The following is a 14,588-nucleotide window of genomic DNA, read 5'->3' on the forward strand; positions in this document are numbered from 1 at the left end:
CATAAGATGTGCCAAGGGTTGACACCTTCCTGACACACGCAGCGTATAGGCTTAAAAGGAATTAGCGAGCGCCGCTCTTGTGAGCGAAGCTCTGTAAAATAAAGTAGTGAGGTGACAACGATGTTTTCACAAATATCGTTTGAGGATAAATTTGTAACATCGTTTATTGGAATATCAGAATATGAACGTCTAACTCCTTATGTTGAGCAAGCACATCACTGGTTGCATCAAAAAGAAGGTGCGGGTCGTGATGCGTTAGGGTGGTTATACGCCCCTTGTGATGACGATATAACTGAACTACGAGCAATCGAACGAGCGGCAGCTCGGGTGCGTGCACAAGCAGAGGCATTTGTCGTGATTGGAATTGGCGGCTCTTACACTGGAACACGTGCTGCTTTAAATTTTTTACAGCCGCATTTTTATAATCAATTGGCACGCACGAGAAAGGGAGCTCCTGAAATATACTTTGTGGGTCATCATCTCAACACGGCTTATTTAGAGCAGCTAATCGAAGTGTTACAAGGTAAGGAAGTGAGTATCAATGTGATTTCCAAGTCCGGAACCACGATGGAGCCTGCGCTTGCCTTTCGTTTCATGCGTCAATGGATGGAAAAAAAATACGGAAAAGAGAAGGCACGCGAGCGGATCTATATAACGACGGATGGCAATCGAGGACCGTTGCGTAGGTTAGCGGAAGAAGAAGGGTACGACTCCTTTACTATTCCGGCTGATATAGGAGGGAGGTATTCCGTACTAACCCCTGTCGGTTTATTTCCGATGGCAGTAAGTGGTATTTCTATTAGGGATGTTTTAGCGGGTGCGCGTACAGCATACCATGCTTATCAGCACCCTCGACTTGCAGAAAATGAGTGCTATCGTTATGCCGGCATCCGTCATCTTTTATATCAAAAAGGGAAGAGTGTCGAGGTATTGGCTTACTACAACCCTTCATTCCAAATGTTTGCCGAGTGGTGGAAACAGCTGTTTGGTGAAAGTGGAGGGAAAGATAATAAAGGAATTTTACCGGTAACCGCACAGTATACCACCGATCTTCATTCTATCGGGCAATATATACAGGAGGGTTTGCGCACTCTATTTGAAACGGTACTATACGTAAATAAAGCAGAGTCGAGTCTCTGTGTAGCAGCGGAGAAAGAGAATCGGGATCAGCTTAATTATTTGACGGGCTCGACATTAGAGGATGTAAATGAACAAGCGTTTAAAGGAACGGTGCTAGCTCACACGGATGGTGGTGTTCCTAATCTCATTATACGGATGCCAAAATTAAATGCAGAGATATTTGGTCAGTTGGTATACTTTTTTCAGAAGGCATGTGCCCTCAATGGATATTTAATGGGGGTAAACCCATTTGATCAAGGCGGAGTGGAAGCATATAAAAAGAATATGTTTGCCCTCTTGGGAAGACCAGGTTACAACCATACTAAACAGCAGTTGTTACAACGATTTTAGTAATGTGTCTTATATACGTTCCCCCCTTTAACTATAAAAAGAAAAGGAGCAAAAATAATGATGCAAGTACGTTATCAGCGGTGGCTAGAAGCAACCCACTTACCCCTGCCCTTATATGAGGATCTCCATTCACTCTCCCAACAGTCTGAGATTGAAGATCGCTTTTATCGTTACCTGCCGTTTGGGACTGCAGGCATGCGTGGCATTATGGGTGCGGGGACTAACCGTATGAATATATTTACTATCCGTCGTGCGGTCACAGCGATGGCCCGTTATATGTTGCAGACAGTGAAGCAGGACAGCAAGCATGTGGTGATCGCTTATGATTCACGTCACGGATCGCGCCAATTTGCCGAAGAAGCGGCAGCGGTGTTGGCACATCATGATGTACACGCTCATTTGTTTTCTGCTTTACGACCCACACCTCTACTCTCTTTTGCGGTACGTAAATTAAATGCTGATGGTGGTATTATGATTACCGCCAGCCACAACCCGCCTCAATATAATGGAATGAAACTGTATGGAGCAGATGGAGGGCAGTTACCCCCACATGCTTCTGAGGGGATGCTACGCGAGATGACTCTGATAGAAGATGAGCTTTCGTTACCGAGTATGTCGTGGCAACAAGCATGTATGACACCCTATATTCATCTGTTGGGACAGGAGATGGACCAAGCTTATCTCGCTCAGGTGAAGGCGCTCTCATTAAATCCCAGTAAAGTGAAAGCGATGGGTGACCAACTGGAGGTTGTTTATACTCCCCTACATGGAACAGGTTCAACGTTGATTCCACAAGCACTGGCATCGTTAGGTTTATCTCGTGTACATGAGGTAGAAGAGCAATCACAGCCAGATGGCTCTTTTCCTACTGTTTCTGTTCCCAATCCAGAAGAGACAGCTGCCTTTGCTCTGGCACTGAATGAAGCTAAGATATACGGGGCAGATATGGTGATTGCAACCGATCCAGATGCGGATCGCATCGGGGTAGCTATTTCATGGGGTGATCAATATCGGCATCTTAGTGGGAATGAGCTGGGAGTTCTTCTTCTTTACTATGTGTTAAGTCAGCGTGCGGAGCAAGGAAACCTCCCTTTAAATGGGGTTATTTGTAAAACGATCGTTACCTCAGAAATGGGGTGTGCACTTGCTCAGCACTATGGGGTAAAAGTGGAAGAGACTTTAACCGGCTTTAAATTTATTGGGGAGAAGATAGGTGATTATGAACGAAGTGGTTCATCTACTTTCCTGTTTGGTTATGAAGAAAGTTATGGGTATCTTATCGGTGATTTTGTCCGGGATAAGGATGCTGTGCAAACAGCTGCCCTCTGTGCAGAGATGGCTGCGGTTTATAAGCAAGAGGGAAAAACACTTTGTGATATATTAGCTGAATTGCAACAGCAGTATGGGTATTATCAGGAAGAAGTATGTTCATATGAATTTATTGGTAGAAAAGGAGAGGGACAGATATATGAATTGATGGAAAGTTTACGCCACTCTCCAGTAACGCAGATAGGGAAAATTCCTGTTCAACGGAAGAAAGATTATCGTAGTGGAATAGATGGATTACCTTCTGCAGAAGTAATCAAGTTTCAGCTGACAGATCAGAGTTGGTTGGCAGTACGACCTTCGGGGACAGAACCAAAAATCAAATTTTATGTTGCCGTTGTGGGCAGAAGTGAAGAGGAAGCACAAGCTAAGATGGAGGAACTAAAATCATTTGTAACCTCTTGCGTGCGTGAGGCAAGCGGTCTTGACTAATATATCTCTAATAGGTATGAGACGAGAACCATCCTGCATATAGATGAATGGTAGTACGACAGTTCGTTGATGTAAGGGGGATGGATAATGGCATCTGATCATGAACAGCAGCAAGGGTCACCCGAGGAGAAGAGAGCAGGTGAGCAGGCGCAGAAGAACGATGCTCAGATTAAACATGAGGTTATGCAAAAGTATGGGAAGATCCCGCTCACCTTTGTTCCCAATCAGGGGCAATTAAAAGCAGAGTACTCTCTTTATGCGACAGGCAGCGGTTTTCGGTTTGCCTTTCTAAAAGAGAAAGTGATTCTTACTTTTTACAAGCGGAGTAAACAGGAGCAACCGGAAGAAGCGAAAGCTGATGAACAAGGCATTAAAACAGCGGAACAATTAGAACGTTCGGCGCTAGGGAGAAGAAAGAAAGAGGCTTCTTTAACGAAAACGGAAGGGATCAACCTCATCCTTCGCTTCGTAGATGCGGCTACCGTGGAGCCGCGAGGGCAAAAAGAGGCGGGAGGGAAAGTTAACTATTTTCGTGGGCGTAAGAAAGAGAATTGGGTACGGGGTTTACCCATGTATAAAGAAGTAGTATATGAGGGATTGTGGCCAGGAGTGGATGCCACTTTTCATGGGCGAAAAGGTCAGTTAAAGTATGATTTTACTGTTCAGGCTGATGCAGAGATTGATAAGATTCGTCTTTTTTATGGTGGTGCAGATAAGATTTCATTAAATGATGAAGGAAAACTAGAGATTCACACTCCATATGGAATTATTTATGAAGAGAAGCCAGTAAGTTATCAGATGTGTGAGGGAGAGCAAAAAGAAGTGGCAACTCGCTTTTGCCTGTACGATGATCAAACAATTGGTTTTGCACTTGAAGAGGAAGCGGACTCATCCTTACCGTTAACAATTGATCCCGCTCTTCATTATCTTAGCCTAGTGACAGAAATAGATTGATGGATGTGACTAAAAGCGCTCCTGCTACAGGAGCGCTTTTGCTGCTGACTGTAACCGTGATGCGTAGAACAGATAGTGGATATCGGAAGGAGACCTCCAAAAATATTGTGGCTACGTTCATCTGTGGTACAATCGAGATGCTTGAAGGTTTATCTATAGCGGTTGATGCGCTATAATGGTACCAGTAGGAGGAAAGCAATGTGGCTGTTCGTTATGAATTGATTAAAGAATGTAGGCAGACGGGGGCTCGATTGGGCCGCTTACATACTCCGCACGGTGTTATCGACACGCCTGTCTTTATGCCAGTGGGGACACAGGCAACTGTGAAAACGATGAGTCCAGAAGAGATTCGTCAGTTAGGTGCGGGCTTGATTCTGAGTAATACGTATCATCTCTTTCTTCGTCCTGGACATGAAATTGTGCAGGAAGCAGGTGGGCTGCATACCTTTATGAATTGGGATGGAGCGATCCTCACCGATAGTGGTGGATTTCAGGTCTTTAGTTTAAGTGACTTGCGTAAGATTACGGAAGAAGGAGTTTCGTTCCGTTCTCATTTGAGTGGTGAAAAATTATTTATTAGCCCTGAGAAGGCGATGGAAATTCAGAATGCGCTCGGTGCTGATATTATAATGGCATTTGATGAATGCCCCCCTCATCCGGCAGAGCATGGGTATGTGAAACAATCTTTGGAGCGTACCACTCGTTGGTTAAATCGTTGTATTGAGTCGCATCAGCGTCCACACGATCAAGCTTTATTTGGGATTGTTCAAGGTGGGATGTATGAAGATTTGCGCCGTCAAAGTGCAGCCGAGATTACATCATTTGATTTGCCGGGCTATGCGATTGGAGGATTAAGTGTAGGAGAGTCGAAAGAGATTATGTATCAAGTTCTTTCATATACGACTGATCTTCTTCCTGCGCAAAAACCCCGCTATTTGATGGGTGTAGGGTCTCCTGATGCCCTTATTGAAGGGGCTATCCGGGGAATCGATATGTTTGATTGTGTTTTGCCAACACGTATTGCTCGTAATGGGACAACCATGACGAGCCAAGGAAGAGTAGTGGTTCGTAATGCGAAGTATGCTCGTGATTATACGCCTCTAGACCCAGCGTGTGATTGTTATACATGTAGTAACTACTCACGTGCCTACTTACGCCATTTGATTAAAGCGGATGAAACATTTGGATTACGTTTAACCACCTACCATAATCTCCACTTTCTCGTAAAGTTGATGGAGAATGTAAGACAAGCGATCCGTGAGGATCGTCTGCTTGACTTCCGTAAGCAATTCTTTGACTCTTACTATGGGAGTCAGCAACCTGAACGCGCTTTTTAAGCGAGATTGCTTAAAATATATGAAAGTACAAAATAAGGAGGACCTATCTTATGGATAATTTAGGCGGGTTATTACCCATTGTGGGGATTATTGCGATTTTCTATTTTCTTTTGATTCGACCTCAGCGTAAGCAACAAAAACAACGCAATGCGATGTTGGCGGCTCTGAAAAAAGGAGATAAAGTGATTACGATTGGCGGATTGCATGGTACAATCATCGAGCTAACGGATGAGCGCGCTACTCTAAAGGTAGGCGAGAATCAACGTCTCCTCTTTGAGCGTAGCTCTATTCATGCGATTAGTGACGAAAATGAAGAGAAGTAGTTTCTATAAAAAAGAGGAACCTGGTTTACTGGGTTCCTCTTTTTTATATGGATGAAAAGGGTAAAAAAACAGGTAGCCACTTAGGGCTGCCTGTTTTATGAATTCGACCTACACTTATGTTTAGGAAGTTATAATTTCTGTGATTTTGAGATTGAATGAAGCCCCTGCCTCTTCGGTGTTGTGGGCGGATAATGAGCCCCCATGTTTAAGCGCTAATTTCTGTGCGATGGTTAGCCCTAATCCAGCATGACCATGTTCGAGAGAGCGTGAAGGATCTCCTTGATAGAAAGGATCGAACAAATGATTGAGATCTTTTTTAGAAAGGCCGGGACCCGAATCTGTCACAGTAAGCTCAAATCCATTTCCAAGGGGGGCGATCGTCCAATGAATGAAGCCATTAGATGGGGTATAGCGGAGACAGTTTACCATAATATTATCGATGATCTGTGCTATTCGGAAAGGATCGAGTCGCAAATTTGGAAGATTGAGTAAGTGAGTCTTCCCCGTTACTTTGAGTTGAATCTGTTTTTGTGTTGAGAGGACACTATATTCCTCTTCTTTTTTGATAAAAAAATTATACAGGTCTGTCTCTATTGGATATAAGGTAAACTCGGGGTGTTCTAATTTGTATACCTCTTCAATCTCGCGAAGTAAGCGAACAGAACGGTAAGTATTATTTTGAATAGTCGTTAAGTATTGTTGCACACGTTTTGGTTTAGTGATTCCTCCAGTTAAGAGACCATCAACATGGCCTTGAATAATGGTGAGAGGAGTATTGAGATCATGTGATAATGCAGCTACCATTTCATGGCGTCCTTGTTCTAATCGCCACTGTGTGAGAAGTGAAGTGTGTAATGATTGACGCATCTTTTCAAAGGATTGCCCTAATGTTTCTAATTCTTTTGCGCCTCCAATTTCCTTGATAGTAAAATCTAGGTTGGATTGTTCAATTTTTTGTGCACTCTCCACGAGCCGCTGAATGGAAGGAGAGATTTTCTTCTCTAGTTTGTATCCGTATAGAAGTGTAAAGAGGAAGAGATAGAGAAAAGGAATGAGTAGAGCTGTGATAACCGTGAATAAGAGTAGGGGGCGCTGATTAGGATTGGAGCTTGCTAAATTTAAGGTATATTGTAAGAGGATTGTTCCTACATAACCAGTGTTTTTATCAATGATAGGGTAGTACATCGTGACTTGATTTCCCGTCATTTCTTGGGTATTCATTTTTTTATAGAGGGTAGTTGCATTAAAGATAGGAGGAGTGTCCAGTGTTCCATAGGAGGGTTTTCCATCAGATGAATATAAAACATACTCGATTCCTTCCGTTGGAATTACTTCTTCGAGCGCGCTTCTGTTATTCACATCCAAAAGAGATGATCCCGTTACGTCCACGTAGTGATAAATAGTATTTAATTTTTTTTCATAGTGATTAGCAGGCTGGAGTAGGGGGGTGAAAAGGAGATAAATGATGCCCCAAGAGATGACAGAACAAAGAAGGCTCCACCCTAAAACCTGACTAAAGCTGTTGATAAATTGATTCCGAAGAGGTTGATTCTCGTTTTTTATTTTTGTTCCCATTTATATCCTACACCCCATACTGTAGTTATGTAAGCTCCCTGCGGATCACGAGCGGCAAGTTTGGCTCTAATTTTTTTTACGTGCTCAGTGACAGTGGATGAATCCCCGTTGCCATCATATCCCCACACCTTTTCATAAATTTGTTCGCGTGAAAAAACTTGCTTCGGATGGAGTGCTAAAAATTGAATGATTTGAAATTCCCGGCTTGTTAAGTGAATGAGCTGACCGAAAACATGAAGGTGATAGCCCGTCAAGTCGATGGTAAGTGGTCCATAACGGAGGACGGTTCGCTGAGATTGTTTGGTGGCAGCACGCTGTTCTCTTCGTAAATGGGCGTTGATACGCGCCTTTAATTCTTTGATACTAAAGGGCTTTGTTATGAAATCATCAGCTCCTGTCGCAAGGCCTAAGATGCGATCGGTTTCAGCCTGTTTGGCACTCAAAAAAAGAATGGGGCAGAAGATAGTGTCCCGAATCGTACGGCAGACCTCGAAACCATCGATTCCGGGCATCATAATGTCCAAAAGAATAAGGTCTGGTTGAAAGGTGAGCTTAGTGATCGCCTCTTCTCCTGTAGAAGCGACTTCTACTCGATACCCTTCGTCTTCTAGAGCATCACGGATAAAGGTGATCATATCTGGTTCGTCGTCAACAAGTAATATTTTTTCCTTATTATTCATTTAATCCTCCTAGATGGTATTACTTCGCCTATTCCAAATGAATAATGAGAAGGCAAAACTTAGTATAACACAGCCACCTGTAAAGAATAGAAGAGAAGGGATGCTCGAATTGGAGATTTCATTAAAAATAGTGTCAGATGTTGAAAGTACAATTATCATACGATCAAAGGCATAAAGACCAAAGATGTAGGTAGCAATGATCCCGGTGTAGGCCAAGATCGGGTTAGGCATAAGGGTACTAATGAATGTGGAAAGACTTAAGACAGTTAAAAAGGTGAGGAAAGCAATACTATAAAATTTTGCAATATAAATATAGGATTCGAGTGGATTGAGAAGGGGAGTTTGATAAAAGGAGGTCATCTCCACTTTGGGCATAAATAAGTGCCCGTATATAATGCCCGCACTCATCATGAGGGAGGTTAAAGTAGCAAGTAGAATGGCGTGAACACTCCATTTAGCAAATACCCACTTCCACTTGTCAATGGGGCGGATTAATATGAGACGCATAGCGCCGGAGGTGTACTCTCCATTAACACTATCAACCACCAGCATAGGAATAAAAATAAGGTTGAGGTACAAGGCGAGCTCACGTAGGAAAAAGGGAGCGGCGTTGAGAGAGTTTAATGACACCGCTGCATCGGGATGATAAAAAGATGTTCCTCCAACTTTTAAGAGAAACCAACCTTCAAATAAGATGAGTACGAAGAAGAGTGTCAGGCTTACTTTGGTTTTTCTTCTACCCCATATACGTTGCCACTCACTATGTAAAAGGTTCATATTCATTTCCTCCTTAAGGTGTTTTGTTTGTTTGTCTTTTTTAGAAAGAGTTTAGATCCAGCGGTCTTTCTTACTAAAGATAAAATAGGCGATACAAGTAAAAATAGTTATATATAGTGTGAGTGTTCCTCCTATCCACTCTGTTAGACGAGGTTGATCTGCTAGTAGAAGGACAATACCTTCATATTGAATATTGGGTAAAGAGGAAAAATAGATGTAGGTATATGTGCTTTTACCAATAAGAGGTACAAAATAACTGGCTAAATACGGATAGAGAAAAGAGAATAAGAGATAGCCAATTCCAAATCCGATCGTGGCAGTCGTTGTGGGACTGATCGTACCAAAGAAGAGCAGAATGGAACTGAGTGCGCTGAGTGTGATAAACGAGAGCATGTAAGCTTTTAAATTGTAAATAAATCCATGCCAATTATTTACTTGCTCCACGTGATAAAAGAGTGGATAGGATGCAGGATTATCAAATAAGATGAAACCGATCAGATAGCTACATAGTCCGTACCAAAAAAGAAGCAAAAAGATGAGTGTTTGTAAAACTGCTACCTTCACCATAAAGATTTGGCCGCTAGAATAGGATCGAATCAGAATGAGACGGAGTCGACCCGATTGGAATTCCTCGGTAAAGAGGAGGGCAACCAAGAGAACGACAATCCCGTTTATCAAGGTCATCAGCATTTCAGATAGACCGAGAAGTGGGAAATTACCCATGACAGCATACTGGGCTACATTGGAACGGAGATGACTGTTAGCGGCAACATAGTACTCACCTGCTGCATATGCACTTAATGGGATAGTGAGAAAGAGGAGCCAGATGGTTTTTCGATACCATAATCGACTCCACTCGCTTCGAAAGAGAGCCATCATTGTGTCATCATCTCCACAAATACGTCTTCGAGGCGGTTATGTGTAGAAGCAATTTCCTCCATGGTGCCTGACCAAATTCGTTTTCCTGCTTTGATCATTATGAGACGATTACACATTTGTTGTAATTCATCGAGGAGATGGCTAGAGATGAGAAAAGTGAGTCCCAACTCTTTTTGAAGTGTAAGTATGAGCTGGCGTAATTCTCGCATTCCGATGGGATCGAGCCCATTGGAAGGTTCATCGAGAATAATGATTTCGGGCTTCCCCAGCAGAGCTTGTGCAATACCTAGTCTTTGCTTCATCCCGAGAGAATAGGTACTGATGCGGTCATCAGCACGGCTTTGTAGATTAACAATTTCAAGTACCGCGTCCGTTTGTGTCAGTTGCTCTTTCTTCGATAGATTAGGGTGCAACAGTGCAAGATTACGTAGCATTTGTCGACCAGTTAGATAGGGAAAGAAAATAGGTGATTCTACAATGGCTCCTAGCTTGTAGAGGGCATGTTGTCGTTGTGTTGTTACATCATTGGAAGCAATAACGATGTTGCCTGTTGTGGGAGTGATTAAGCCAGTGAGCATTCGTATTAAGGTTGTTTTGCCCGCTCCATTTGGCCCAAGAAGTCCACATATATCCCCTTTATCAATGTGAAAACTCATATCTGAAATTAACGTTGTTCTTCGTATTTTTTTGCTTACTTGGTTTACTTCTAAGATCTTGGTCATGGTGTATCTCCTCCTTGATGACAAGAATATAACCTAAATCTAAAGAAACGATAAAGACTAACAAAAATCCCCCATCTTTTTATAAAAGATGGGGGATCAGGCAGTGGAGAAATTTTTTCATATGAGCTAAGGTGGTTGGTGATGGCCTCGCTCAATGGTTCTTTTCTTTTTTTATATTAAGAAGCTTGCCGGGTGGAAGAAGTTGTGGATTCGTTTTTGGTAAGCAATTTTAGTTTGCGCTCACCCAGTGCATATTTGCTTAGCCATGTGCTCGCTGCGACGCTTATACTAGCCAACATTATCCCTGCTACGAGGTCGCTATACCAATGAATTCCCAAATAGATGATGGAGAATAAAATCACGATGCCAGAAAAGAAGGTGAACAGTTTAAATCCTCGGTTTCGGGAACGGAGAGCAATCAGGGCCATTGTTACCGATAAGGAAGTGTGTAAGCTTGGGAACGAATTATCTAATCCAGAGAAGGCGCGATATTCCGCTTCAAAGTTAGGGTATACCTCGGGAATGAGAAAGCTGACTTGCTGATGAAGTACCCATGTCTCTTGTACAGGTATAAACAGATAAAACGGAATTGCAATCAGGTAGTTAAGTGAGATTGCGTAAAGTAAGATATATAGTAAATGTTTCTCTTTTTCTTCGTAGTATACAAATAGTGAAACAAAGAGAAGAACGGAAAAGACGATGACATAAAAATAACTCGTAAACAAGGTAAGATTTATGTGATTTAATGTTTGTTGCAGAAAGGGGGTGATCGTTCCCTCGAAGTGCAAGATGAGAGGAGTATAGTCAAATCCTTTCTCCATCTGGTTCTCTATCATCAATTCCAGTTTGTTTATAAGTAGAATGAGAAGAACACCTACTACGTGAAATAATAAGATGCGATCAAGAAAAATGGTATGAATGAAGCGACTGACAACACCGATCGGCCCTTTGCGCAGAAAGATCCAGAGCAAAAGGTAGAAAGTGAGGAATGATGTTGTCCAGATCGCAATAGGTGACTGAAAAAAAATCATGAACCGACACTCCTTGAGGGATATAAACAAAGAAATCCGCTTCGAACCATCACGACGAAGCGGTTGTCTGCCATTTATTATATCATAATCAATTCCACATTAAGTACTGATTATATATTTTTTGAATTTACACCTAGGATTCCACCGATGGAACTTATTCCTGTTACTGCACATAAAAAGAGAAGCGGATGTAAAATCATGTCTGCGTCAAATGCGAGAAAACCGATAAGAAGAATAAGAAGACCGTAGGATAAACCGATTCCGCCACCTGCTAACCATCCTTTTTGATCTGATTTACGTCCAGCAATCCAACCTCCAGCTAGTAAAGAGACGCCGTTAATTCCATAGGTGAAGTAGGGCAGAGCTGTTTCAGTCATATTAGTGAACGCCAGCAGTAAAGAAGCGATCATTGAACCGATGAGCACACAAGCCCATACAATGCCAATCCCATATAAATAAGGAGAGCTGAATTTCATTGTATATCATCCTCCGTTCAAGGTTTGTACCAGCGTATGAGGGGCTCGCTCTATTTATGTGTAAAAGAGCAAAGCTACGCTAAAAATAGGGGTAGGGGTGAAGGGAATGGAATTAATGACGATTTTCTTGCGATCCATTTTTATTTATTTTTTGGTACTAGTGATCATGCGGATTATGGGGAAACGGGAGATTGGCAAATTATCAGTTTTCGATTTAGTAGTCTCTATTATGATTGCGGATCTTTCCGTTATTGTAATTGAAAACCCTAAGATTTCATTGTGGCATGGGATGGTTCCGATTTTCACATTTGTTGTTGCTCAAATCTTAGTTTCATACGTTTCCATGAAAAGCGCGGTTGCTCGACACTGGATTGACGGACAGCCGACTGTGCTGATTCAAAATGGAAATATTTTAGAAAAGGCGATGCGGAAAAACCGCTACAATGTGGATGATTTGATGACGCAACTACGTGAACGCAATATAGATGATCTCGCTGATGTGGAGTATGCCATTTTAGAGACAACAGGGAAATTAAGTGTGTTCCCCATAAAGAGTAAAGATGTCGCTCGACGGGAAGATGTCGTATCGATTAAAGATGATCATTATCCACTTGCCGTACCATTGATTATCGATAGTGAAATCCAACATGATAGTTTAAGTAAGATCAATCAAGATGCGGAGTGGTTGCGAAATGAACTAAAGCGGTATGGAGTAACCTCTCTTCAGCAAGTTTTTTTCGCTAGTATCGGTGCGGATGGAAAACTTTATATTGATTTACACGATGCCTAGCGAGAGCCACGCGGGAAGAAGTGAGCCAGATAAGAACCGATGTATGGAATACGAATCACATCATGGTATTGTAAAAGCGATAGAAGGATGAGAAGGATGAAGTAAAGTAGCCCACTGGAAGTGATAGATACGAGCACATTGATCAGGAGGGAGTGTTGGCTGGAGATGAAAAGCCAATGTGCGGTCACTCCCATCAATCCAAGCGCAATTGTCAGTTTACATAGATTTCTGGCTTCAATAGAGAGTGAGATGTAACGCAAAATCGTAAAGAAGTGCAAGATAGTGACGATGATAAGCCCACTGTTGATAGCAAGTGCTACTCCGTCAATACCGAATCGTGGTTGCGAAGCGAGAAGAAAGATTAAGATGGTTTTGACTATCGCACCAAAGATAGAATTACGCATGGCTTCATTAGCTCGATCCAATCCTTGTAACACCGCAGAAAAAGGACCCTGTAGATAGAGGAAAATAGCGAATGGAGCCATGATTTTAAGCAGACGACCCACCTCCGTGTGGTGATATAACAAAAGTGTGAGTGGTTCGGCTAAAACGAACAAGAGTACAGCACAAGGTCCCCCTACGATGAGAGAGAGGCGAATGGCTTGATTTAAACGATGTTCTATAAGTCGATGTTGATTGTGAGCAGCTGCTTCAGAGACGGCAGGGACCAGCGAAACGGATAATGCATAGGTGATAAAGGCAGGGAAGAAGACAAGCGGGATCGCCATCCCTTCTAGTTGCCCATAAAGCGCGGTGGAGGCTGCGGTTGCCACCCCTGCGATGGCTAAACTTTGTGCGACGACAATAGGCTCGATGGCATAGGCGAGTGAGCCTACCATTCGACTTGTTGTAACGGGAAGCGCAATACGCATGAGGCGTCGGAAGGTTTCTCTTAAGGTATGGATCTGCATGCGTATCGTCATCCCTGAACGACGATGAAGACGAAGAGGTGGACGACGAGGATCCTTGCGGTAGGAGTGGATAAGGTACCATAATCCCGCCCCTTCACCAATCACCATGCCAAACATAGCCCCAGCGGCTGCATACTGGACGCCATAGGGAAGAAGATAGGTAGCAAAGAGGATGACTGTAAAGATACGAACCACTTGCTCTACTATTTGTGAGAGCGCATAAGGGCTCATATGCTGCCTCCCCTGAAAGTAGCCACGAAAAACGGAGGAAATTGCCACGATCGGGATGATGGGAGCGATTCCAAGTAAGGAGTAGATGGCACGTTCATCAGTGAGAAGGGTTTGCGCAATGATGGGCGCAAATAAGATGGTACATACCGTCAGAGTAATGCTGGTACCCGTTACAATGAGAATGGAGACGAGAATGATGGAGCGGATACGGTCTTCATTTTTGGTCGCTTCCGCTTCTGAGACCAATTTGGAAATAGCGACGGGAAGTCCTGCGGTAGCTAGTCCAATGATAAAGATGAGAATCGGAAATGCCATCTGAAAAAGTCCAACGCCTTCATCTCCAATGATGCGGGAAAGGGCGATGCGATAGACAAACCCAAGTACCTTAGTGATAAAACCAGCACCTACTAAAATGATTGTCCCACGTAAAAATGATTGCTTACTCAAGAAGACCGCCCTCGTTTCCATAAAGTATCTAGTGATACAAGCTTATGATAGCAACCTATTCAAAGATGACTCTACGGAAGCGAAAAGAAGAGAGCAGGAATTATAGAAGGGAGTGACGAACAAAAATAACAAAGGGAGAAGTGGTACTTAAATGGGGTATAATTTAAGGTGAAGTCGCTAGAGATTCTCCGCGGTTTGCTTCTTGGTGCAAGATAGTGGTAGAATCG

General features: G+C 42.9%; 15 protein-coding genes. 7 read left to right on the forward strand and 8 right to left on the reverse strand.

The annotated features are described in order from the left end of the window. Positions 1-120 precede the first annotated feature (120 nt). The 6 genes from NXZ84_RS03650 to yajC all read left to right on the forward strand — a co-directional run bounded on the left by NXZ84_RS03650 (position 121) and on the right by yajC (position 5,842). A complete protein-coding gene (locus NXZ84_RS03650; protein ID WP_258838921.1) occupies positions 121-1,470 on the forward strand; it encodes a glucose-6-phosphate isomerase in 1,350 nt (449 codons plus the stop codon). Between the two features lie 57 nt (positions 1,471-1,527). After that, positions 1,528-3,228, forward strand: coding sequence for a phospho-sugar mutase (locus NXZ84_RS03655; RefSeq protein WP_258838922.1), 1,701 nt, complete (start codon positions 1,528-1,530; stop codon positions 3,226-3,228). 87 nt (positions 3,229-3,315) lie between these two features. Continuing rightward, complete coding sequence (locus NXZ84_RS03660) at positions 3,316-4,182, forward strand: DUF7948 domain-containing protein (RefSeq protein ID WP_258838923.1); 867 nt, start codon at positions 3,316-3,318, stop codon at positions 4,180-4,182. A 5-nt stretch (positions 4,183-4,187) separates the two neighbouring features. Further along, positions 4,188-4,358 carry a hypothetical protein gene (locus NXZ84_RS03665; RefSeq protein WP_258838924.1) on the forward strand — a complete coding sequence of 57 codons (171 nt, stop codon included), beginning with the start codon at positions 4,188-4,190 and terminating at the stop codon, positions 4,356-4,358. Between the two features lie 24 nt (positions 4,359-4,382). Beyond that, positions 4,383-5,519 carry a tRNA guanosine(34) transglycosylase Tgt gene (tgt, locus tag NXZ84_RS03670; protein WP_258838925.1) on the forward strand — a complete coding sequence of 379 codons (1,137 nt, stop codon included), beginning with the start codon at positions 4,383-4,385 and terminating at the stop codon, positions 5,517-5,519. A gap of 50 nt (positions 5,520-5,569) precedes the next feature. Beyond that, positions 5,570-5,842 (forward strand): preprotein translocase subunit YajC, encoded by a 273-nt coding sequence (gene yajC, locus NXZ84_RS03675; RefSeq protein ID WP_258838926.1) that lies wholly within the window; start codon positions 5,570-5,572, stop codon positions 5,840-5,842. A gap of 120 nt (positions 5,843-5,962) precedes the next feature. On the opposite strand, the gene NXZ84_RS03680 is transcribed toward yajC, so the two are convergent. The 7 genes from NXZ84_RS03680 to NXZ84_RS03710 all read right to left on the reverse strand — a co-directional run bounded on the left by NXZ84_RS03680 (position 5,963) and on the right by NXZ84_RS03710 (position 11,982). Continuing rightward, positions 5,963-7,417, reverse strand: coding sequence for a sensor histidine kinase (locus NXZ84_RS03680; protein WP_258838927.1), 1,455 nt, complete (start codon positions 7,415-7,417; stop codon positions 5,963-5,965). Continuing rightward, a complete protein-coding gene (locus NXZ84_RS03685) occupies positions 7,402-8,097 on the reverse strand; it encodes a response regulator transcription factor (protein ID WP_258838928.1) in 696 nt (231 codons plus the stop codon). Before NXZ84_RS03685 ends, NXZ84_RS03680 begins: the two co-directional genes overlap by 16 nt. A gap of 9 nt (positions 8,098-8,106) precedes the next feature. Further along, entirely contained in the window at positions 8,107-8,874 is a 768-nt protein-coding gene (locus NXZ84_RS03690) for an ABC transporter permease (protein WP_258838929.1), read from the reverse strand. Between the two features lie 51 nt (positions 8,875-8,925). Next, on the reverse strand, positions 8,926-9,753 hold the full coding sequence (locus NXZ84_RS03695) for an ABC transporter permease (protein WP_258838930.1): 828 nt from the start codon (positions 9,751-9,753) through the stop codon (positions 8,926-8,928). Beyond that, positions 9,750-10,475, reverse strand: a complete 726-nt coding sequence (locus NXZ84_RS03700) for an ABC transporter ATP-binding protein (protein WP_258838931.1) — start codon at positions 10,473-10,475, stop codon at positions 9,750-9,752. Before NXZ84_RS03700 ends, NXZ84_RS03695 begins: the two co-directional genes overlap by 4 nt. Positions 10,476-10,651: 176 nt before the next feature. Then, positions 10,652-11,506, reverse strand: a complete 855-nt coding sequence (locus NXZ84_RS03705) for a phosphatase PAP2 family protein (protein WP_258838932.1) — start codon at positions 11,504-11,506, stop codon at positions 10,652-10,654. Between the two features lie 110 nt (positions 11,507-11,616). Next, positions 11,617-11,982 carry a TIGR04086 family membrane protein gene (locus tag NXZ84_RS03710; RefSeq protein WP_258838933.1) on the reverse strand — a complete coding sequence of 122 codons (366 nt, stop codon included), beginning with the start codon at positions 11,980-11,982 and terminating at the stop codon, positions 11,617-11,619. Positions 11,983-12,088: 106 nt separating this feature from the next. Here NXZ84_RS03710 and NXZ84_RS03715 point away from each other — a divergent pair, with 106 nt between their 5' ends. Beyond that, positions 12,089-12,772 carry a DUF421 domain-containing protein gene (locus tag NXZ84_RS03715; RefSeq protein ID WP_258838934.1) on the forward strand — a complete coding sequence of 228 codons (684 nt, stop codon included), beginning with the start codon at positions 12,089-12,091 and terminating at the stop codon, positions 12,770-12,772. Here the strand turns inward: NXZ84_RS03715 and spoVB are convergent. Further along, positions 12,769-14,361 (reverse strand): stage V sporulation protein B, encoded by a 1,593-nt coding sequence (gene spoVB, locus NXZ84_RS03720; protein ID WP_258838935.1) that lies wholly within the window; start codon positions 14,359-14,361, stop codon positions 12,769-12,771. The genes NXZ84_RS03715 and spoVB overlap by 4 nt on opposite strands. Between the last annotated feature and the right edge of the window lie 227 nt (positions 14,362-14,588).

It is taken from the genome of Mechercharimyces sp. CAU 1602 (assembly GCF_024753565.1).
Lineage (GTDB): Bacteria > Bacillota > Bacilli > Thermoactinomycetales > JANTPT01 > Mechercharimyces.

Excerpts from the sequence above, each read along its gene's own strand:
- NXZ84_RS03650 (WP_258838921.1), top strand. The coding sequence starts at position 121 with ATGTTTTCACAAATATCGTTTGAGGATAAATTTGTAACATCGTTTATT.
- NXZ84_RS03655 (WP_258838922.1), top strand. The coding sequence starts at position 1,528 with ATGATGCAAGTACGTTATCAGCGGTGGCTAGAAGCAACCCACTTACCC.
- NXZ84_RS03660 (WP_258838923.1), top strand. The coding sequence starts at position 3,316 with ATGGCATCTGATCATGAACAGCAGCAAGGGTCACCCGAGGAGAAGAGA.
- yajC (WP_258838926.1), top strand. The coding sequence starts at position 5,570 with ATGGATAATTTAGGCGGGTTATTACCCATTGTGGGGATTATTGCGATT.
- NXZ84_RS03680 (WP_258838927.1), bottom strand. The coding sequence starts at position 7,417 with ATGGGAACAAAAATAAAAAACGAGAATCAACCTCTTCGGAATCAATTT.
- NXZ84_RS03685 (WP_258838928.1), bottom strand. The coding sequence starts at position 8,097 with ATGAATAATAAGGAAAAAATATTACTTGTTGACGACGAACCAGATATG.
- NXZ84_RS03690 (WP_258838929.1), bottom strand. The coding sequence starts at position 8,874 with ATGAACCTTTTACATAGTGAGTGGCAACGTATATGGGGTAGAAGAAAA.
- NXZ84_RS03695 (WP_258838930.1), bottom strand. The coding sequence starts at position 9,753 with ATGATGGCTCTCTTTCGAAGCGAGTGGAGTCGATTATGGTATCGAAAA.
- NXZ84_RS03700 (WP_258838931.1), bottom strand. The coding sequence starts at position 10,475 with ATGACCAAGATCTTAGAAGTAAACCAAGTAAGCAAAAAAATACGAAGA.
- NXZ84_RS03705 (WP_258838932.1), bottom strand. The coding sequence starts at position 11,506 with ATGATTTTTTTTCAGTCACCTATTGCGATCTGGACAACATCATTCCTC.
- NXZ84_RS03710 (WP_258838933.1), bottom strand. The coding sequence starts at position 11,982 with ATGAAATTCAGCTCTCCTTATTTATATGGGATTGGCATTGTATGGGCT.
- NXZ84_RS03715 (WP_258838934.1), top strand. The coding sequence starts at position 12,089 with ATGGAATTAATGACGATTTTCTTGCGATCCATTTTTATTTATTTTTTG.